This is a genomic window from Hymenobacter psoromatis, from assembly GCF_020012125.1.
Classification (GTDB): Bacteria; Bacteroidota; Bacteroidia; order Cytophagales; family Hymenobacteraceae; genus Hymenobacter; species Hymenobacter psoromatis.
This window is the reverse complement of record NZ_JAIFAG010000001.1, coordinates 3,797,348-3,815,302: the sequence shown is the minus strand read 5'-3', so window position 1 is coordinate 3,815,302 and position 17,955 is coordinate 3,797,348. Positions and strand designations below refer to the sequence as shown.

Below are 17,955 nucleotides of genomic sequence, written 5' to 3'. Positions count from 1 at the left end.
AGGTCTGGTGCCTGGGGCTTGGTACTGTGCTCGGGAGTCGTTGAGCGGCCCGAGCACCCAGTACCAAGCACCAAAAAGCTAAAGAGTAGGATTAAGCAAGGGCAGCGCCATCAGCTTGCGGAAATACGATGATTTCACGGTCTTGGACCCTAGCGCGGCCGTGTGGCGCAGGTGGTGGGTGTCGGTACCCACAAAATCGACCAGCCCGGCGTCAATCATCTTTTCGGCTACCTGCCGGGCGGCTGGCGAGTAGTAGCCTGCCAGCGAATTGAGGTTGAGCTGAAGCAGCACGCCGTATTCGTGGCGCAGCTTCTCTATCTCCGCAAAGCGGCCGTAGAGGTACACATAGCGCTCGGGGTGGGCTAGCACCGGGCGGTAACCCGCGGCTTGCAGCTCAAAAATGGTAGTTTGCAGGTTAAATGCCTCGTTCATGTAAGAAGTTTCGAAGAGCAGGTAGCGCTGCTCGCCGCCGAAGGTCAGCATCTCCGTGCCGTCGGCCAGCTTATGGCCCAGCCACTCGTCGAGGTAGTATTCGGCGGCGCACTCCAGCACCACGTCGCCCAGGCCGGCTTCGGTGGCCGCTGCGCGCAGCGTAGCCAGCGCCGCCCGAATGCCAGCCGGCGTATTCTTATAAAAATCGCCCATGATGTGGGGGGTCATCACTAGCTTGCGAAAGCCCAGCGCCCGCAACTCGCGCAATAGGTCGAGGCTGTGCGCTACGGTTTCGGCCCCGTCGTCAAGGCCCGGCAGCAAATGCGAGTGCATATCAACCCCCAACTCCGCGAAGGGCAGGGCAGCCGGAAGACCCGCGCTGGCATCGGCTGGCCGACTGCCAAACAGTTGCTTCCAGAAATCCACCATGAAAACAGTTAACTAAAAAGCCCTTTGATGCGCGCGCCCAGCGTGGGTTTGGGGGTAGGCTCCTCATAGTAGCCCATGCTCTGCTGCGTGCCATAGCCGTAGCCGTAGCCATACCCGTAGCCATACCCGTAGCCATACGCGCCCTGCGCCTTGGCATCGTTGAGGATAGTAGACATGCGCGAGAACTGGTTATTGCGCATCAGCCGGTTCATATTTTTGAGGAAGGTTTTGCGCGAATAATTGGCCCGCACGATGTAAATCGGCACGTCGGCTTTGCGCATGATGAGGATGCCGTCCGTAACCAAGCCTACGGGCGGCGTATCAATCAGAATAACGTCGTAGGTGCGCTTTAGCTCCTCCAGCATCTGGTCGAAGCGCGGGTTCAGAATCAGCTCCGATGGATTGGGGGGGGTAGGGCCGGCCGAAATAAAGTCCAGCGACTCAATGCTGGTGTGCTGCACGCACTCGGCTACCGAATGCCGGTCGATGAGAATCGTGCTGATGCCCCGCACGTTTGGAGCATCGAACGCAAGGTTCACCTTGGGCTTGCGCATATCCAGGTCGAGCACGACGACACGCTGCCCCGATAAGGCAATAATGCCAGCCAGATTTACCGTTACGAACGTTTTGCCCTCGCCCGAAATCGTTGAAGTGACCGAAATCAGCCGTTTTTTACTGGAAGGACTAATAAAATCGAGGTTGGTTCGAATCGAGCGAATAGCCTCCGACACCGACGATTTCGGGTTTTTATCCACCACCATCCGCGATACGTTCAGCTGCTCCTTTTCGTAGGTCGGAATGACGCCCAGCACGGACGCTTTGGTATTGCGTTCCAGCTCATTAACGCTCGTGATAGTGTTGTGCAGCAGGTAGCGCGTGCCAATCAGGCCCAACCCCAGGATGAGGCCACCCGCAATGCCAATAGCGTATACCAGCAGCCGTTTCGGCGAAATGGGCGCATCAGGTGCATAGCCCGGCGACAAAATCTGAAAGTCGGCGGTCGTACCGGCGTTCTTAATGTTGTAATCAACCTTTTTCTCGAGCAGCATCTGGTAGCTGTTGCTATATAGCCCCAGCGGCCGTCTCAGGCGCTCCTGCTCCGTTTCCTTGCCTGGCAGGGTCTGGAGCTGCCCATCTAGCTTGGCGCGCTGGCTGGCTAGCAGGGCTAGCTGCGTGCGCAGCTGTTTCTGGGCATCCAGCAATTGTCGTTGCAACGTCGATTGCGCAAAATTGACCTGGGCCAGCAGGCCCTGCACGGCTTCTGTCTGGTCTTGGTACGAGCGCCGTACGCGCCGCAGGTTTTGCTGCAGCATATTCAGGCTATTAAGCTGTTGCGTCAAGACCGGGTCACCCAGCAGGGTCAGGCCCGGAATCGTCTGGGCCACCGTCACTTCGTCACTGGGCGTTAGGCGGTCCTGCGCGGCCAGGCGGCCTACTTCGGCCAGCAGCACTAGCTTCTGCTGCAACGCTAGGTCGTCGGTCTCAATTTTTTCCAATCCACTCGTGATACTACTCAGCTCACCTTTCGCGTCATAGGTTTTATTTCGCTCCACAAAGCTTTGCAGGTTATCCTCCGCCTGGGCCAGGTTTTTCCCATTTTCCTTTAATTGCTGGTCCAGATAGGCTAGGGAGTTCCGGGTATTTTCCTGCTTATAAGCCAGCTTCACATCGTGGTAAACGGTATCGAGCGCGTTCACAATGCGTTGCGCCTTCAGGCGGTTATTGTCCTGAAAAGAAATTTGAATCGTGTTCGCACTTGGATTCAAAACTTCGACTTTCAGGTTACGATTCAGGTAGGTATTGATGGTATTATCATCCAGTAATACGAAGTGGTAATTCGCGTCGGGAGTTACCGGATTGTCAGTGGAGGTAGACGATAACCGCAAGTGAATGCCGGGCAGTTGCACTTCGCGCCCCACCTCGTAATCGCCGCCTAGCGTCTGCGCGCCCACTACTACACTAAGGTGATAATGCCGGGGGTCGAGGTATTCGACATTAAACTTATGGTTGTAGTAAACCGGGTCGCTGACGGTATAGTTAACCTTATAGGGGCAAGCCTCAAACAACTCATTCTCTAGTACCGTGCCTTGGGCATAATAATTTACGTCTAGGGGCACGGCCTGTTTGAGGCGCTTATAGGTCAGGTCCGATTTTATCAGCTCCAGCTCGCCAGCTAGTTGCGAGGCTCCGTTGCCTTCCGCACTGGCACCTGGCAGTGCCCCAATGCCCAGCGCGCTCGCGTCGCTGCGCTCATCTATCTTGAGCGTAGAGGTAGCCTCGTAAATCGGTTTCGTGTAGCGCAGATAGAGCCAGGAGGCCGTAATGCCCAGCAGCAGCAGCAGAATTACCCACAGTAGGCTGCGGCGCGCCACCAGCACGAGCGTACTCAAGTCGAAGCTGTCACCGGCTTCGCTATCATCGTCCGGCACCCTGCCCGCGCCGGGCGGCGGGGCTACATCCGCGTCGGTAGTGGCCCGGCGAATTAGCTCTTCTAACTCTGCGTTTTCGCTTAGTGCCATGTTGCGTTGGCGGATAAAATCATGATACTAGATAGGGGTCGTTACTCAACTTAATTCTTCTGTCGGGAGATAACGATAATAGTAAAAATAATGCTTATGGCACTCAACAGGGTAGAAGTCGCGCTGAAGACTGGGCCGGCATCAGCCAAAGCATCTAGAAGCGGCCGCCTGATGGGTTCAATATAAATAATGTCATTCGGTTCTATTTGTAAATTGCCGCGTCGCATTCCTTCCAGCGTACTTAGGTCAATAAATTGCACCTGCGGATTTTTTAAATCCCCCCGAATAATCCGAATATTACTAACTCGGCCACCATAACGCGCGATGCTGTTGCCGCCACTGGCCCCGCCGCCGTCAGCCCCACCGGCAAGGGCCAGCACTTCTAGTAGATTCATATTATCATTGGCCAGCGAAACAACCTGCCCGCCCGGTGCCCCTAGAATAATGACCCGGTTGTTGGCGACGGCCGTTTTAACAAAAGTTTCTTTATAATACTCATTATAACGCCCTTGCAGTACGCTATCGGCTTTTATCAGCGTCAGGCCCGCTACGCTTACCCGGTTTACGAGGGGTAGGCGAACTGTGCCATCGGCCTGCACCACAAACTGGGTATTGCCGCCGCTGGAACCCGCGCCTTGGCCCACGTTGCGCTGACCAAGGCTACCCCCCGCCGGCGTCGTAGTAATTGGGGCTACCCCCAAACTTGGTGCGCCAAATTGCAGCTCACCATTGGGGTCGATGAGCCGCTCGCCTTTATTGGTAAAAACCTGCACACTCAGGATATCATTGGCGTGAATGCGGTAGTTGCGGTCGGTGCGGTTGACCAGCCGCCGTAGCTTTGCCGTATCAATGACTCCATCAGCTCCCTTCGTCAGCTGAAACATCGTACGTTGCTGATAATACCGGCTGGTGGAGCACGACGAAAGCACGCAAAGCATTAATGCCGCCAGCAGTAGGAATTGCCGTGGAGAAAAAGGCGAAAGCAGAGCAAGGAAAGCCAAAAGAAGGAGAATTCATCGAAGGCGGGCCGGCCCAAAGGGCCAATTTAACGTCTCCGAAAGGTAAAAAATGCCTCAAAAGTAACCTATTTCCCGTAGGGTTTCAAAAATCGCACCTGAATGGGCTTAACCAATTGCCGCCCGAACGAGCCTCAAAATCGTACCTTTACCCTACCGAAGCTAGCCAGTCAGGCCAGTTCCCACGCTCTTTACCCTACCCCCACCCAGTTTAGTGTTTTTTATGGAAGCTACACTAGCCACCGAGAACCAGACCATGATTGCGCAGATGGTGCGCGATTTTGGCCAGCAGCACATCAAACCCCATATGATGCGCTGGGATGAAACCCAGGAATTTCCGCGCGAACTATTTCACCAGCTCGGCGAGCTGGGCCTAATGGGCGTGCTCGTGCCGGCGCAGTACGGCGGCGCAGGCTTTGGCTACCAGGAATATGTGACGGCTATCGTAGAGCTGTCCAAGATTGACGGTAGCATTGGCCTGAGCATGGCGGCCCACAACTCGCTTTGCACCGGGCACATCCTGCAGCACGCTTCTGAAGAGCAGAAGCACCAGTACCTGCCGCGCCTGGCCAGCGGCGAGTGGCTGGGAGCCTGGGGCCTCACCGAGCCCAACACCGGCTCCGACGCGGGCAACATGCGCACCACCGCCGTGCTCGATGCCAGCGGCGAGTACTACATTCTCAACGGGGCGAAGAACTTCATTACCCACGGCCGTAGCGGCGATGTGGCCGTCGTTATCGCCCGCACCGGTAACGTGGGCGACTCGCACGGCATGACGGCCTTCATCGTGGAGCGCGGCACGCCGGGCTTCGCGGGGGGTAGGAAAGAAGACAAGCTCGGCATGCGCGCCTCCGAGACGACCGAGCTGATTTTTACCGATTGCCGGGTGCCCGTTGGCAACGTGATTGGCAAGGTGGGTGATGGCTTCGTGCAAAGCCTGAAGGTGCTCGATGGCGGGCGCATCAGCATCGCGGCCCTGAGCCTGGGCATCGCGCAAGGAGCTTTTGAGGCGGCACTGCAGTACAGCCAGGAGCGGCACCAGTTCAACCAACCCATCAGCAACTTCCAGGGCATTTCCTTTAAGCTGGCCGACATGGCCACCGAGATTGAGGCCGCCAGCCTGCTTACCTACCGCGCCGCCGAAATGAAAGACCGCGGCGAAAACGTGAATCTGGAATCGGCGATGGCCAAGCTCTACGCCTCCGAAGTAGCCGTGCGCACCGCCAACGAGGGCGTGCAAATCTTCGGCGGCTACGGCTATACCAAAGACTACCCCGCCGAAAAATATTACCGCGACGCCAAGCTCTGCACCATTGGCGAGGGCACGAGCGAGATTCAGAAGCTCGTCATCGCGCGGGCTTTGTTGAAATAAGCGGTAATGCTCTTGACAATCTGTCAAGTCCGGGCGTATCTTTGCGGCCCGTTTGCCCCGAAAAGACTCTTCACTCCCCGATATGATTATCGTTCAAATCAAAGACAACGAAACCGTTGACCGTGCGCTGAAACGCTTCAAGAAAAAATTCGAGCGCACCGGCGTGCTGAAAGAGCTGCGTCGCCGCACGTTCTTCCAGAAGCCCAGCATCACCAAGCGCAAGCTCAAGCAGAAGGCAGTGTACAAACTCGCTACCTACGGTCCCGAAAGCGAGGCGTAGTCCTCAGTATTTCCGAAAAGGCTTTCAGAAAGCCCGCCTCGTTGCCACTCGGTAACGGGGCGGGCTTTTCGCGTGGGTAGGCCACTCATTATTTTTCGGCTACTTTGCGAAGCCGGCCGCTATCCGTACCTGCCCTCGCCCCCGCCCTATGGATGAATTCCTGGACTTTCTGCGCTACGAGAAGCGCTTTAGCCCGCATACCGTTACCTCCTACCAAACGGACCTCACGCAGTTTGCGGCATACCTGCTGGCCGAGTACGAGGAGCGCGACCTTGCCCAGGCCACCCATCCGCTCATCCGGGGCTGGGTAGTAAGCCTAATGAGCCAGGACCTGGACCCGCGCACCGTGAACCGCAAGGTGGCCTGCTTGCGCTCGTTCTACAAGTTTTTGCTGCGCACGCACCGCATTGCGGCCAACCCAATGCTGCGCGTGAAGGCTCCGAAAATGGCGAAGAAGCTCCCCGAATTCGTGCCCGAAGAGTCTTTGAACCGGCTGCTGAATTCGTTTGAGTTTGAAGACAGCTTCACTGGCGTGCGCGACCAGCTGGTGCTCGAAACGCTCTACGGCACCGGTGTTCGCCTCTCTGAATTATTAGGAATCATGGACGACGACCTGGACAGCAACGCCAAAACCGTGCGCGTAACGGGCAAGGGTAACAAGCAGCGCCTAGTGCCGCTAAACCCGTCGCTGCTGCTGGTGCTGGAAAAATACCAAGCCCGGCGCGCTGCTGAGTTTGGCCCTGCGGCAGCGGGTAGCCCACTGCTGCGTACTGATAAGGGCGCGCCGCTCTACGAAAAACTGGTGTACCGTACGGTGAAAAAATACCTAAGTCAGGTTTCGACATCCACGGCGCATCAGCACCCGCACGCACTGCGCCACGCCTTTGCTACCCACCTGCTGGGCAAGGGAGCTGACCTCAATGCTATTAAGGAGTTGCTGGGTCACGCTAGCCTGGCGGCTACGCAAGTGTACACTCACCTGTCCGTAGACCGCTTGAAATCCGTATTTGAACAAGCCCACCCGCGGGCATAATTGAATCAGAAGCTATAATGTATGAATGATGAACTGAGCAGTAGCCAGTTGGCTTAGCTCAAGCAGCAGCTTACGTAGTTGGCTAAAATTCGTAAGTAGTAGCTTCTGATTCGCTTTTTCCATCCTATTTCCTTTTTTGCCCATGAAAGTGCAGATGCAATCGGTGCATTTCGATGCCGACCAAACCCTCCTCGATTTTATTCAGCAGCGCCTCAACAAGCTGGAACACTTTTACGACCGCGTAACTGATGGCGAAGTCATTCTGCGGCTCAATAACAAGGACGGGGTAGCCAACAAAACCGTCGAAATTAAGCTCATGGTGCCCGGCAGTACCCTCTTTAGTCAGGAAGATGCCACCTCCTTCGAAGCCGCCACCGATGCCGCGGTAGAGGCTCTGAAGCGGCAAATAACTCGCTACAAGGATAAGCAGATGGCTCAGCATTAATTAGCTGCTTTGCAAAAAAAAGCCCCAATCGCTACGTAGCGGTTGGGGTTTTTTTGGTAACCTCAAAAATCTAGTAGCTCATTGATTTACAAGCCGAAAGCAGCCTTTATTTTATCCACGTAGTCTAGTTTCTCCCAGGTGAAAGTTTCAAAAGTTTTTGCTTCGTCATCCTTCATTTTTACCGTCACGGTGCCGGGTTGGCGGCCCATGTGACCGTAGGCGGCGGTAGGGCTGAAAATCGGGTTGCGCAGCCCTAGGCGCTCTACGATGGCGTAGGGCCGCAGGTCAAACAGCTCATTTACCTTATCGGCGATTTCGCCATCGGTCAGAGGCTGGCCAGCAGCATTTTTCGCCTTGGTGGTGCCGTAGGTGGTCACGTAAAGTCCCACAGGCTTGGCCACGCCGATGGCGTAGGCCACCTGTACCAGCGCCTGGTCTGCTACGCCGGCAGCCACCAAGTTCTTGGCAATGTGGCGGGTGGCGTAGGCCGCCGAGCGGTCAACTTTGCTCGAATCCTTGCCCGAGAATGCGCCGCCGCCGTGCGCGCCCTTGCCGCCGTAGGTATCCACGATAATTTTGCGACCGGTCAGGCCGGAGTCGCCGTGCGGGCCGCCGATGACGAACTTGCCCGTCGGGTTGATGTGGTGCTTGACATCGGCCGTAAAGAGCACCTGCATATCGGGGCTAAGGCTGGCTTTCACCCGCGGAATGAGGATGTCGATGATATCCTGCTTGATGCGGGCCAGCATAGTTTCCTCCGACGGGTCGAAGTCGTCGTGCTGGGTGCTGATAACAATAGTATCGATGGCTTCGGGCCGGTGGTCGTCGGAATAGCGGATGGTGACCTGACTTTTGGCATCGGGCCGCAGATAAGTCATCTCCCTACCCTCCTTGCGGATGGCGGCTAGCTCCTGCAACAGGCTGTGCGACAAGTCCAAAGCCAGTGGCATGAAGTTGGCCGTCTCATTGGTGGCGTAGCCGAACATCATGCCCTGGTCACCGGCACCCTGCTCCTCCGGAGCCTGGCGCACTACCCCCTGGTTGATATCGGGTGACTGCTCGTGCAGGGCCGACAGAATACCGCAGCTCTCGGCTTCAAACTTATACTCGGCTTTGGTGTAACCGATGCGCCGGATAACGTCGCGGGCCACGCTTTGCACATCGACGTAGGCGGAGGATTTTACCTCGCCCGCAATAACGACTAAGCCCGTGGTAACCAACGTTTCGCAGGCTACTTTGGCGGCCGGGTCCTGACGCAGAAAGTCGTCGAGAATGGCATCGGAAATCTGGTCGGCAACTTTATCGGGATGGCCTTCCGAAACCGATTCGGAAGTGAACAGATAGGGCATGGAAACGAGCTGAACAAACCTGAATTAACAAAGCACCGCCCGCCGGGCCAGTTTCGGCGCGGGCGGGCGGGCCGCAAAACTACTCATTATTTCGGAGAAAAAGGGCCCCGCCCGCTGGCTAAAGTATCGAACCCGGCCGGCTTATAGCTTCTCGCACACCAATACTACGGGCCGGTTGCGTAGGTCGGTAGTAGCAAACAGGTACAAATCGCCACCTTCCCGAATTCCTGTGCGTCGCCGAAAATCGGCCACCGACTCGGGAAAATTACGGGTCGTGACGTGCGCCCTGCCCTCCGGTCCGAGGTAGGCGCGGAGGGTAGGGCCGTCGGCCTTTTCGCTGGCCAGAATACGAAACGTGCGGCCGGGAAAGTCGGCCCGCAACTCATTGCTGGTATATAAATGACTGTGTTGATGCAACTTAATCAACTCAAAAGCCGAGCCGATGCTTTTGAACGCACCTGCCTTCAGAATGGCGGCATTAGGCTCGTAGAGATACTGTTGCGCCTCGGCGTAGCGCGGTACGGCGCGCGCCTCGCGGGCACGGTTAAGGCGAAATTCCTGCTGGCTGCCATCGCGGCGCAGGTTCACGGCTAGGCGCTCAGGGTCCACGGCGGGCTCCTCGCCCAACTCGTAGAGCACTTCCTTTACCTCATTTTCCACCGCCACTACCCAGATGCGCCGCACGTGTCGCAATTCCTGAATAGCCAGCTCAATATCGAGCATAGGCGAGGTTTTGAGCAAAATGCGCGGGGTGTGGCGCAGCAACAGGGGTAGCAAGCGCGGCACGTCGGGCTCGCAGTCGGCCAGCCGGAAAATCTTGCCGCCCCGCTGGTCACGCCGGGCGGGGTCCAGGTACAGCCAGTCGTAAGCTTCCGCACTCCGCTTCAAAAAGCTGGCCGCGTCGGCAGTGTGCACCTCGATATTACTTATTTCTAGCTGATTAAAATTATACTTTACTACCTCGGCCAAGTGCGCATCGCGCTCCACATAATCTACCTGGTCTATCACGGCGGCGAAGTGCGCTGCGTCGGCTCCGAAGCCGCCGGTCAGGTCGGCCAGGCGCGCTGCGCCGGCCACCAGGGCGGCCTTATAGGTGGCCGTGCGCTCAGAAGAAGCTTGCTCGACGGACAGCGCGGGCGGAAAAATCAACTCCTGGTTGTCGGCCCAGGTGGGCAGCTTGCCGCGGGCTTTTTGGCGGGCCTGAATCTGGCGCACCAAATCGGGGACGGGTAAGTGCGGGTGCCGGCGGGCTTGCAGAGCCAGATGCGCCGGGTCGTCGTGTAGGTGGGCAGCCACGTAGCGCCGTGCCGCCTCGGGTAAGGGAAACTCCATCGTAGCGTTACTAACGAAAAAAACGGCTTACTGGTGCGGGAGCGGTGAACTGGTGAGGTAGTAAGCTTAAAAAGAACGTCATGCTTCTTTCGTTAGCATGACGTTCTTTTTAAGCTTACTACCCTATAACCGCCAGCGCAACCCTAAAACCGGGTGGCCACCTTGGGCGACCACGCCTACCCCCGCCGGCCGCAGGCGGGGCCACACGGTGCCGTGCCGGCCGGGCGGGGCAGTGTTGTAGTCGTCCACGGCCTGCTTGAGATACTCGTTGGTGTGGCGATTGATGAAGAGCGTGGCCACCAGGCTGGTAACGAACAGGCCGCCTGCCGCAATTTGCGTAGAATTGGCATACTGAATATCGCCGTGCCCGAAAACCTGCGAGCCGTACAGTACCGCCGACCCAACCAGCAAGATTCTATCGGCTAGGTACAACGTCTTCTGGGTCTTATAGTTATCGAGCTGCTGCAAGGCTTGCGCATGGCCGGCTAGGTAGGGCCGCAGCTTGGCCCCGAAAAAGCCGGCGCTCTGATAATTCTCCTCGCCGGTTTTGCCGGGGGGTAGGAAGTAAAAATTGTGTTGCGCGCCGTACTGGCCGCGGGCTGCGTCCTCGGGCGAGAGCTGGATAGTGACCGGCGCACTTTGCTGCGCCAATGCTGGCCGAACTGCCAGCCCCAGGCTCGCGACCAAAAAGAGCGCTGCTAGCCAGCACATTGCCTTATTGCCGCTAAAAGAATGTGCCCTCATAGCCCGCAAAGATAGGTGGCGGATATAGCGTCCCAACGCCCTAACAAAGTCTTATCTTTGTGGTTGAAACGCAAGACCTTTCATTTGCCGACTATTATGGTAGCGACTAAGCCTACAACCTACGTTCCGTACAAAGTAAAAGACATGAGCCTCGCGGAGTGGGGCCGCAAAGAGATTCGCCTGGCCGAAGCCGAAATGCCTGGCCTCATGTCGCTGCGCGAAGAGTTTGGCCCGAGCCAGCCCTTCAAAGGGGCTCGCATCGCCGGCTGCTTGCACATGACTATTCAAACGGCTGTGCTTATCGAAACCCTGCAGGCGCTGGGTGCCGAGGTAACTTGGTCGTCCTGTAACATTTTCTCGACGCAGGACCACGCGGCGGCGGCTATCGCCGCTGCTGGCACTGCTGTATATGCCTGGAAGGGCATGACGGAGGACGAGTTCAATTGGTGCATCGAGCAGACGCTGTTTTTCGGCGAAGGGCACCAGCCGTTGAACATGATTCTGGACGACGGCGGCGACCTCACTAACATGGTGCTCAATCAGTTTCCCGAAATGGCGGCTGGCATCAAGGGCGTGAGCGAGGAAACCACGACCGGCGTACTGCGTCTCATCGAGCGCGTGAAAAACGGCTCGCTACCCTTCCCCGCCTTCAACGTCAACGACTCCGTTACCAAGTCGAAATTTGACAACAAGTATGGTTGCAAAGAGTCGGCCGTAGACGCCATCCGCCGGGCTACCGATGTGATGATGGCCGGTAAAGTGGCCGTAGTGGCTGGCTACGGCGACGTAGGAAAGGGCACTGCCGCTTCGCTGCAGGGGGCCGGCGCTCGTGTCATCGTGACGGAGATTGACCCCATCTGCGCGCTGCAGGCCGCAATGGACGGCTTTGCCGTGAAGAAGCTCAGCAACGCTGTGAAGGAGGCCGACATCGTGATTACCGCCACCGGTAACTGCGATATTCTCACCGAGAGCCACTTCCGCTCCCTCAAGGATAAGGCCATCGTCTGCAACATCGGCCACTTCGATGATGAGATTGACATGGCTTGGCTGAACAAGAATTATGGCCACACCAAGGACACGGTGAAGCCGCAGGTGGATATCTATAATATTGACGGCAAAGAGGTTATCATTCTGGCCGAAGGCCGCCTGGTAAACCTTGGTTGCGCCACCGGCCACCCGTCGTTCGTGATGTCGAACTCGTTCACCAACCAAACCCTGGCCCAGCTGGAGCTGTGGCAGCACGCCGACCAGTACGAAAACCAGGTGTACACCCTGCCCAAGCACCTCGATGAGAAGGTGGCCCGCCTACACCTCGCCAAAATCGGTGTGGAGCTGGACGAGCTGACGTCTAAGCAGGCCGAGTACATTAAAGTGCCGGTAGAAGGCCCATTCAAGTCGGACTTATACCGCTACTAAGATTTGTTGGTTCGCACAAAAAAACCTCGCTGAGCTTTCGAGCTCAGCGAAGTTTTTTTGTGCCTAGTAAGTAAAGTAGCTGCCGTTCCGGTTCCTCAGTCTAGAACTCACGTAACGTAGTTCAAAGAATATTCTTGTTAAGATTCGCGGAGGTAAAACGCAGAGACTCGCAGAATATCTCGTTAAGACTCTGCACGTCTCTGCGGTTGCTTCCGCGAGAAGTGCTCCTTGTTGGTAAGTGAGCGAGTATCATAAATGATAAAAAGTCGTGCCTACCCCCGTTTCTATGGCGCGCTACAAGAACTTCGTGCCCGTTAGCGTTTCGCTGATTGCCCACAGGCGCATGTTGTTGAGAGAGGTATTGAATTTGCTTTTCACCGGCACGGGTTTTTTCTTGCTGTAAAAGCCGCCGCTGGTATGCGCCACGCTGGGGCTGGTAGCCAGAAAAACGCTGGTTTCGGCTCCCTGCTCGGGAGAGAGCATAAAGGGGCGGGCCAGCGCCAGCACCGCCGATAGCCAGCCGCCCGATTGCTTGCCGTAGTTGGTGGCTACCCCGCCGGGATGTAGGCAGTTGGTCGTCACGTTCGTAATATTCTTTTGGCGCATGCGCCGCGCCAGCTCCTGCGTGAACATGATGTTCCAGAGCTTGGTAGTACCGTATTCCAGCATGCCGCTATACGCGTGCTCCGACTGAATATCGTTCAGCGTGGGCCGCGAAAAGCGGTAGGCCATTGAAGCCACGTTCACGATGCGGCTGGCCGGGCTCTTTTGCAATAAATCAAACAGCAAGCTAGTGAGCAAAAACGGTCCGAAGTGGTTGGTAGCCAACGTCATCTCGTTGCCATCGACCGATACTTCGCGCTGGCTCCCGAACATGAGGCCGGCGTTGTTTACCAGCACGTCGAGGCGCGGATATTTGTCGTGTAGCTGGGCCGCTACGTCGCGCACCTGCTGCAACACCGAGAGGTCGGCCAGCACCACGTCGATGCGCGGGTTATCGGTGGCGGCAATCATTTCCTGCTGCACCTGCTTGGCCTTGTTGCCGTTGCGTGCCAAGATGATAACCTGCGCGCCCTGCCGCGCCAACTCGCGGGCCGTGACCTCGCCAATACCGGAGGTAGCGCCGGTAACGAGAATGATTTGGTCTTGTAAATCAGGCATAAAAAGTTAGGAAGGAGAAAAACTAAGCCGAATACGTGAAAGGCTGAACGGACCGCCGAGATACCGCACAAAAATCTCCTACCCCCCTTGCCGGGCGCACGTCGCAAAACCTCGGATATTTGCCCTATGCCCGTGCCGCTTTCCGTCGTCATCATCACTTTTAATGAAGAAGCCAATATTGCGCGCTGCCTGGCGGCGCTAGAGGGGGTAGGGGAGGAGGTGCTGGTGGTAGATTCTTTCTCGACTGACCGCACGGTAGAAATCTGCCGGCAGCACGGGGCGCGAGTAGTGCAAAATAAGTTTGTTGGCTACGTGGAGCAAAAAAACTTCGCCACCGACCAGGCGCAGCACGACTATATTTTGCAGCTCGATGCCGACGAAGTTCTCACTGGAGAACTGCGCCAGAGTATCCGGATAGCGCAGGCCAACTGGCGGCACGCGGCCTATTCGCTGGCCCGTCTCACCAACTACTGCGGCACCTGGGTGCGCCACGGCGGCTGGTACCCCGACCGCAAGCTACGCCTCTATGACCGCCGTCTGGGCCGCTGGCAGGGCCTGCTGCTGCATGAGCACTACGAAGTGCAGCCCGGCCAAACGACCGGCGCGCTCGCTGGCGATGCCCTACACTATTCGTATGCGTCTATTGCGCAGCACGTGGCGCAGCTCAATAAATTTACCAGCATTACGGCGCAGGAATTGGCGTTAAAAGGTAAAACGCGGGTCACGTTGTTTCACCTGCTGCTCAAGCCGCTCTGGAAATTTGCGCACGGCTACGTGCTGCGACTAGGTTTTCTGGATGGCTTCGCGGGCTTGAGCATCGCGGCCATCTCGGCGTGGGGCGTATTTCTGAAATTTGCAAAGCTGAGAACCGGCACCCAGGACGCGCCCGCATGACTTCGCCGCCCACCTTCCTCGTCTCGCGCACCGACGCCATCGGCGATGTGGTGCTGACGCTGCCCGTAGCCGGGTGGCTCCGGCAGCGCTACCCCGGTTGCCGGATGGTACTCATCGGGCGTGCCTACACGGCAGCCGTGGCCGCCGCCTGCCCGTGGGTGGATGAATTTCTGAGCCTGGATGACCTGCTGTCCCTACCCCCCCCGGCGCAGGTGAAGCGCTTGCAAGCGTATAGAGCGACTGCTATTATCCACGTTTTTCCCAATAAACAATTGGCCCGCCTGGCCCGACAAGCGGGCATTTCCGTGCGCATCGGCACCCGCAACCGCTGGTGGCACTGGCTCACCTGCAACCGGCTGGTAGCGCTCAGCCGCCGCCACTCACTTCTGCACGAGGCGCAACTGAACCTGGCCCTGCTGGCCCCGCTGGGCCTCCCTACCCCCCTCCCGCTGGCCGAAGCCGCCGCCTTGGTGCGCCTAGTGCCCGCCGTGCCGCTGCCGCCCCGGTTCCAGGAATTGCTGGCCGCCCGCCAGCCTGGTCGGCTCAACGTGGTGTTGCACCCGCGCAGCCGGGGTAGCGCCCGCGAGTGGGGCTTACCCCATTTCGGGCAACTAGCTCGGCAGCTGCACGCGGCCGGGCACCGCGTGTTCGTCAGCGGTACGGCGGCCGAAGGCGCAGAGCTGGCCGAATGGCTGCACGCGCACGCCGCCCACCTGGCCGCCGACCTCACAGGCCAGTTGACGCTACCCGAGTTCATCGCCTTTTTGGCGGCGGCCGACGGGATAGTAGCTGGTAGCACTGGGCCGCTGCACTTGGCCGCCGCGTTAGGTCGCCACGCGCTGGGGCTCTACCCGCCCATCCGGCCCATGCACCCCGGCCGCTGGGGCCCGCTGGGGCCGCATGCCAGCTACTTGGTATTTGACCGGCCTAGCTGCCAGGACTGCCGCCTGCAGCCCGCCGCCTGCACCTGCATTAAGGCGCTGGCAGTGGCCGCCGTAGCTGCCGGGGTGGAAAGCTGGGTGCCGCTGCTACCAAACTAGCGATTGCCTGAATACGTAACTAGTATTCATTATTTCTTCATGTAACCTTTCGTAGCCCAGTTAAGGTAAAGGAAACGCTTCGGCTGCTAACTAAATCGTTGCGGTCTGGTCTTACTTTTGCCAACTACCAAATTTACTCGCTTATCTACCTATTATGAGTGATTCTCCCGAACGGGTAAAACTGAGCAAAGAGGAAAAAGACCGGCGCTTTCAGGCCGAGCTGATGCCGGTGCTGGACCCGCTCTACAACTTTGCCTACCGCCTCACCCTTGACGAGGACGATGCCAACGACTTGGTGCAGGAAACCTACCTCAAGGCTTACCGCTTTTTCGAGTACTTTGAGCCCGGTACCAACGCCAAAGCGTGGCTTTTTCGCATCCTGAAAAACTCGTTTATCAACGACTTTCGGAAAAAAAGCAAGCAGCCCGCTAAGGTTGATTACAGCGAAATTGAGGGGTATTACAATCCAGATGAGGTGGAGGGCGATGCCGATACCGGCGCGTCTTCTTCCGATATGCGGCAGCAGGCTACCCGCGACCTTATCGGCGACGAGGTGGCGAGCGCGCTGAACTCGCTACCCGTTGATTTTCGGACAGTTATCATCCTTTGCGACCTCGAAGGCTTCACTTATGAGGAGATGGCCAAGGTGCTCGATATTCCCATCGGCACGGTGCGCTCGCGCCTGCACCGGGCCCGCAATTTCCTCAAGGACAAGCTTGAAAAATACGCCTCCTCGATGGGTTACGGGAACGATGACGCAGAGGCCGCAGTTACTGAGGCCGACCCCGACGACGAATAACTTAATTTTCTTTTCACTAATTTAACCCCAGGTTAAGACCCTGTTCCCGTTTCGCTCATGGAAGCTACCGCTACTACCACCAATCTGTTGGCCCCCGCTGCCCTCGCCTCCCCCCTGGCCAGCGCCACCGACTGCGACCGCGTGAACATTGTACTTGACCAGCTTCTGGAAGGCCGTGCGCTGGCAGAAGAAGACGAGGATTACCTCGTCCACCACGGCGACGACTGCTCGCCTTGCTTCGATGACATTCGCAAGCAACAGGTATTTATCGGCTTTCTTAATCAGAAAGTAAGCCGCCATCCGGCTCCCGTAGCTTTGCCGCACGCCATCATGGCGCGCTTGCAAGCCGAAATGGCCTAGCTTTGCGGCCCTATGCAGGGCAAAATCATTGTGTTCTCGGCTCCTTCGGGGGCGGGCAAAACGACTATCGTGCACCGGCTCATGGCGTTAATGCCTGAGCTTAGCTTTTCCATCTCGGCTTGCACCCGCGACCGCCGCGGCCGCGCCGAGGTTAATGGAAAGGACTATCACTTCATCTCGGTTGTTGATTTTCAGGATAAAATCCGTCATGACGAGTTTGTGGAGTGGGAAGAAGTGTATGAGGGCGCGTTTTACGGCACCTTGAAGTCGGAAATCGAGCGTATCTGGGCCAAAGGTCAACATGCTATTCTCGACGTGGACGTGAAGGGTGGCCTCAGTATCAAAGAGTTCTATAAAGACCGGGCGCTGGCCGTATTTGTGCGGCCGCCCTCCATCGAGGCACTGGCGCAGCGCCTCACGGCGCGGGCTACCGACTCCACATCCAGCATTTCTTCGCGGATATATAAAGCTACGTTTGAGTTAGCTTTCGAAGATAAGTTCGATGTAACCGTAGTCAACGACGACCTCGAAGAAGCCGTGGCTCACGCCGCGCAGCTGGTAGGTGACTTTATCCGTGCCGACGCTGCGCCCGACGCCGTATGACGCCCGCCGGCCCCACCCCCGCCTGGCGCGTAGGCCTGCTCTTTGGGTCATTCAACCCCGTGCATACCGGCCATCTCATTCTGGCTGAATACTTTGCTACCCGTACCGACCTGGATGAAGTCTGGCTGGTCGTGTCGCCCCAAAGCCCTTTTAAGGTCGAAGCCGAGTTGCTGCCCGAAACCCAACGCTTGGCCCTACTGGAGCTAGCCGTGGCCGACAATTCCCGTCTGCGGGCCGAAGCCATCGAACTGAGTCTACCCCGGCCCAGCTACACCATCACCACCCTCGACGCGCTACGGAACCGCCATCCTAGCCACGAGTTCGTGCTGCTGATGGGGGCCGATAATCTGGCTGGCCTACCCCACTGGTGGGCCGCCGACCGCCTGCTGCGCGAGCTGGACCTCTACGTGTATCCGCGCCCCGGTACCGTGCTGCCCGCCCTGGCCGCCTACCCCCGTGCCCGCATGCTGCCTGCGCCGCTACTGGATATCTCGGCCACCTTCATTCGCCAAAGCATCCGGGCCGGGCAGAGCATCCGCTACCTCGTGCCAGCCGCTGTGGAACAGGAAATTCTGGGTCAGGGGCTTTATCAAATTTGATAAGCAAGAAGATTTCTCGCTGAGGTACACGGGAGTAAAACACCGAGGCTCGCAGAGTATGACTAATGTACTCTGCGGGCCTCGGCGTTTTACTCCCGTGTACCTCAGCGACAAATAATATCCATTAGTCGA

18 protein-coding genes are annotated in these 17,955 nt (G+C 57.6%); 11 read left to right on the top strand and 7 right to left on the bottom strand.

Features of this window, described 5'->3' with window-relative positions:
- Nucleotides 1-78: 78 nt before the first annotated feature.
- From LC531_RS16430 to LC531_RS16420, 3 genes are read right to left on the bottom strand one after another with little or no spacing between them, the layout of a single operon-like run.
- On the bottom strand, nt 79-861 hold the full coding sequence (locus LC531_RS16430) for a tyrosine-protein phosphatase (protein WP_262903295.1): 783 nt from the start codon (nt 859-861) through the stop codon (nt 79-81).
- 8 nt (nt 862-869) lie between these two features.
- Nucleotides 870-3,380: a polysaccharide biosynthesis tyrosine autokinase gene (locus LC531_RS16425; protein WP_223652156.1), complete on the bottom strand. Its 2,511-nt coding sequence runs from the start codon at nt 3,378-3,380 to the stop codon at nt 870-872.
- 50 nt (nt 3,381-3,430) lie between these two features.
- Nucleotides 3,431-4,264 carry a polysaccharide biosynthesis/export family protein gene (locus tag LC531_RS16420; protein ID WP_223652154.1) on the bottom strand — a complete coding sequence of 278 codons (834 nt, stop codon included), beginning with the start codon at nt 4,262-4,264 and terminating at the stop codon, nt 3,431-3,433.
- A gap of 355 nt (nt 4,265-4,619) precedes the next feature.
- On the opposite strand from LC531_RS16420, the gene LC531_RS16415 reads away from it, so the two are divergent.
- The 4 genes from LC531_RS16415 (at nt 4,620) to hpf (ending at nt 7,526) form a co-directional block, all read left to right on the top strand.
- A complete protein-coding gene (locus LC531_RS16415) occupies nt 4,620-5,768 on the top strand; it encodes an acyl-CoA dehydrogenase family protein (RefSeq protein ID WP_223652152.1) in 1,149 nt (382 codons plus the stop codon).
- 82 nt (nt 5,769-5,850) lie between these two features.
- Nucleotides 5,851-6,048, top strand: a complete 198-nt coding sequence (rpsU, locus tag LC531_RS16410) for a 30S ribosomal protein S21 (RefSeq protein ID WP_068340333.1) — start codon at nt 5,851-5,853, stop codon at nt 6,046-6,048.
- Nucleotides 6,049-6,196: 148 nt separating this feature from the next.
- Nucleotides 6,197-7,081 (top strand): tyrosine-type recombinase/integrase, encoded by an 885-nt coding sequence (locus LC531_RS16405; RefSeq protein WP_223652151.1) that lies wholly within the window; start codon nt 6,197-6,199, stop codon nt 7,079-7,081.
- A 142-nt stretch (nt 7,082-7,223) separates the two neighbouring features.
- The gene (gene hpf, locus LC531_RS16400) at nt 7,224-7,526 is read left to right on the top strand and encodes a ribosome hibernation-promoting factor, HPF/YfiA family (protein ID WP_223652149.1); all 303 of its coding nucleotides are present in this window, start codon (nt 7,224-7,226) and stop codon (nt 7,524-7,526) included.
- An 86-nt stretch (nt 7,527-7,612) separates the two neighbouring features.
- On the opposite strand, the gene metK is transcribed toward hpf, so the two are convergent.
- From metK to LC531_RS16385, 3 genes are all read right to left on the bottom strand, one after another.
- Nucleotides 7,613-8,875 (bottom strand): methionine adenosyltransferase, encoded by a 1,263-nt coding sequence (gene metK / locus LC531_RS16395; protein WP_223652147.1) that lies wholly within the window; start codon nt 8,873-8,875, stop codon nt 7,613-7,615.
- Between the two features lie 141 nt (nt 8,876-9,016).
- The gene (locus LC531_RS16390) at nt 9,017-10,207 is read right to left on the bottom strand and encodes a class I SAM-dependent methyltransferase (RefSeq protein WP_223652145.1); all 1,191 of its coding nucleotides are present in this window, start codon (nt 10,205-10,207) and stop codon (nt 9,017-9,019) included.
- Nucleotides 10,208-10,330: 123 nt separating this feature from the next.
- A complete protein-coding gene (locus tag LC531_RS16385; protein ID WP_223652143.1) occupies nt 10,331-10,894 on the bottom strand; it encodes a hypothetical protein in 564 nt (187 codons plus the stop codon).
- A gap of 153 nt (nt 10,895-11,047) precedes the next feature.
- Here LC531_RS16385 and ahcY point away from each other — a divergent pair, with 153 nt between their 5' ends.
- Entirely contained in the window at nt 11,048-12,367 is a 1,320-nt protein-coding gene (gene ahcY / locus LC531_RS16380) for an adenosylhomocysteinase (protein ID WP_223653979.1), read from the top strand.
- Nucleotides 12,368-12,661: 294 nt separating this feature from the next.
- Here ahcY and LC531_RS16375 read toward each other — a convergent pair whose 3' ends face one another.
- Nucleotides 12,662-13,528 carry an SDR family NAD(P)-dependent oxidoreductase gene (locus tag LC531_RS16375; RefSeq protein WP_223652141.1) on the bottom strand — a complete coding sequence of 289 codons (867 nt, stop codon included), beginning with the start codon at nt 13,526-13,528 and terminating at the stop codon, nt 12,662-12,664.
- A 126-nt stretch (nt 13,529-13,654) separates the two neighbouring features.
- On the opposite strand from LC531_RS16375, the gene LC531_RS16370 reads away from it, so the two are divergent.
- The 6 genes from LC531_RS16370 to nadD all read left to right on the top strand — a co-directional run bounded on the left by LC531_RS16370 (nt 13,655) and on the right by nadD (nt 17,823).
- Nucleotides 13,655-14,422 (top strand): glycosyltransferase family 2 protein, encoded by a 768-nt coding sequence (locus tag LC531_RS16370; RefSeq protein WP_223652139.1) that lies wholly within the window; start codon nt 13,655-13,657, stop codon nt 14,420-14,422.
- Nucleotides 14,419-15,462 (top strand): glycosyltransferase family 9 protein, encoded by a 1,044-nt coding sequence (locus tag LC531_RS16365; RefSeq protein ID WP_223652137.1) that lies wholly within the window; start codon nt 14,419-14,421, stop codon nt 15,460-15,462. The genes LC531_RS16370 and LC531_RS16365 overlap by 4 nt, the downstream gene beginning before the upstream one ends.
- Before the next feature lie 154 nt (nt 15,463-15,616).
- Nucleotides 15,617-16,261, top strand: coding sequence for a sigma-70 family RNA polymerase sigma factor (locus tag LC531_RS16360; RefSeq protein WP_223652135.1), 645 nt, complete (start codon nt 15,617-15,619; stop codon nt 16,259-16,261).
- 57 nt (nt 16,262-16,318) lie between these two features.
- On the top strand, nt 16,319-16,621 hold the full coding sequence (locus LC531_RS16355; protein ID WP_223652133.1) for a hypothetical protein: 303 nt from the start codon (nt 16,319-16,321) through the stop codon (nt 16,619-16,621).
- A 12-nt stretch (nt 16,622-16,633) separates the two neighbouring features.
- Nucleotides 16,634-17,224, top strand: a complete 591-nt coding sequence (gene gmk / locus LC531_RS16350) for a guanylate kinase (RefSeq protein ID WP_223652131.1) — start codon at nt 16,634-16,636, stop codon at nt 17,222-17,224.
- Entirely contained in the window at nt 17,221-17,823 is a 603-nt protein-coding gene (nadD, locus tag LC531_RS16345; protein ID WP_223652130.1) for a nicotinate (nicotinamide) nucleotide adenylyltransferase, read from the top strand. The genes gmk and nadD overlap by 4 nt, the downstream gene beginning before the upstream one ends.
- Nucleotides 17,824-17,955: the final 132 nt, after the last annotated feature.

Excerpts from the sequence above, each read along its gene's own strand:
- LC531_RS16375 (WP_223652141.1), bottom strand. The coding sequence starts at position 13,528 with ATGCCTGATTTACAAGACCAAATCATTCTCGTTACCGGCGCTACCTCC.
- LC531_RS16430 (WP_262903295.1), bottom strand. The coding sequence starts at position 861 with ATGGTGGATTTCTGGAAGCAACTGTTTGGCAGTCGGCCAGCCGATGCC.
- gmk (WP_223652131.1), top strand. The coding sequence starts at position 16,634 with ATGCAGGGCAAAATCATTGTGTTCTCGGCTCCTTCGGGGGCGGGCAAA.
- hpf (WP_223652149.1), top strand. The coding sequence starts at position 7,224 with ATGAAAGTGCAGATGCAATCGGTGCATTTCGATGCCGACCAAACCCTC.
- LC531_RS16415 (WP_223652152.1), top strand. The coding sequence starts at position 4,620 with ATGGAAGCTACACTAGCCACCGAGAACCAGACCATGATTGCGCAGATG.
- LC531_RS16370 (WP_223652139.1), top strand. The coding sequence starts at position 13,655 with ATGCCCGTGCCGCTTTCCGTCGTCATCATCACTTTTAATGAAGAAGCC.
- ahcY (WP_223653979.1), top strand. The coding sequence starts at position 11,048 with ATGGTAGCGACTAAGCCTACAACCTACGTTCCGTACAAAGTAAAAGAC.
- LC531_RS16420 (WP_223652154.1), bottom strand. The coding sequence starts at position 4,264 with ATGTTTCAGCTGACGAAGGGAGCTGATGGAGTCATTGATACGGCAAAG.
- LC531_RS16425 (WP_223652156.1), bottom strand. The coding sequence starts at position 3,380 with ATGGCACTAAGCGAAAACGCAGAGTTAGAAGAGCTAATTCGCCGGGCC.
- LC531_RS16365 (WP_223652137.1), top strand. The coding sequence starts at position 14,419 with ATGACTTCGCCGCCCACCTTCCTCGTCTCGCGCACCGACGCCATCGGC.
- nadD (WP_223652130.1), top strand. The coding sequence starts at position 17,221 with ATGACGCCCGCCGGCCCCACCCCCGCCTGGCGCGTAGGCCTGCTCTTT.
- LC531_RS16355 (WP_223652133.1), top strand. The coding sequence starts at position 16,319 with ATGGAAGCTACCGCTACTACCACCAATCTGTTGGCCCCCGCTGCCCTC.
- rpsU (WP_068340333.1), top strand. The coding sequence starts at position 5,851 with ATGATTATCGTTCAAATCAAAGACAACGAAACCGTTGACCGTGCGCTG.
- LC531_RS16360 (WP_223652135.1), top strand. The coding sequence starts at position 15,617 with ATGAGTGATTCTCCCGAACGGGTAAAACTGAGCAAAGAGGAAAAAGAC.
- metK (WP_223652147.1), bottom strand. The coding sequence starts at position 8,875 with ATGCCCTATCTGTTCACTTCCGAATCGGTTTCGGAAGGCCATCCCGAT.
- LC531_RS16390 (WP_223652145.1), bottom strand. The coding sequence starts at position 10,207 with ATGGAGTTTCCCTTACCCGAGGCGGCACGGCGCTACGTGGCTGCCCAC.
- LC531_RS16405 (WP_223652151.1), top strand. The coding sequence starts at position 6,197 with ATGGATGAATTCCTGGACTTTCTGCGCTACGAGAAGCGCTTTAGCCCG.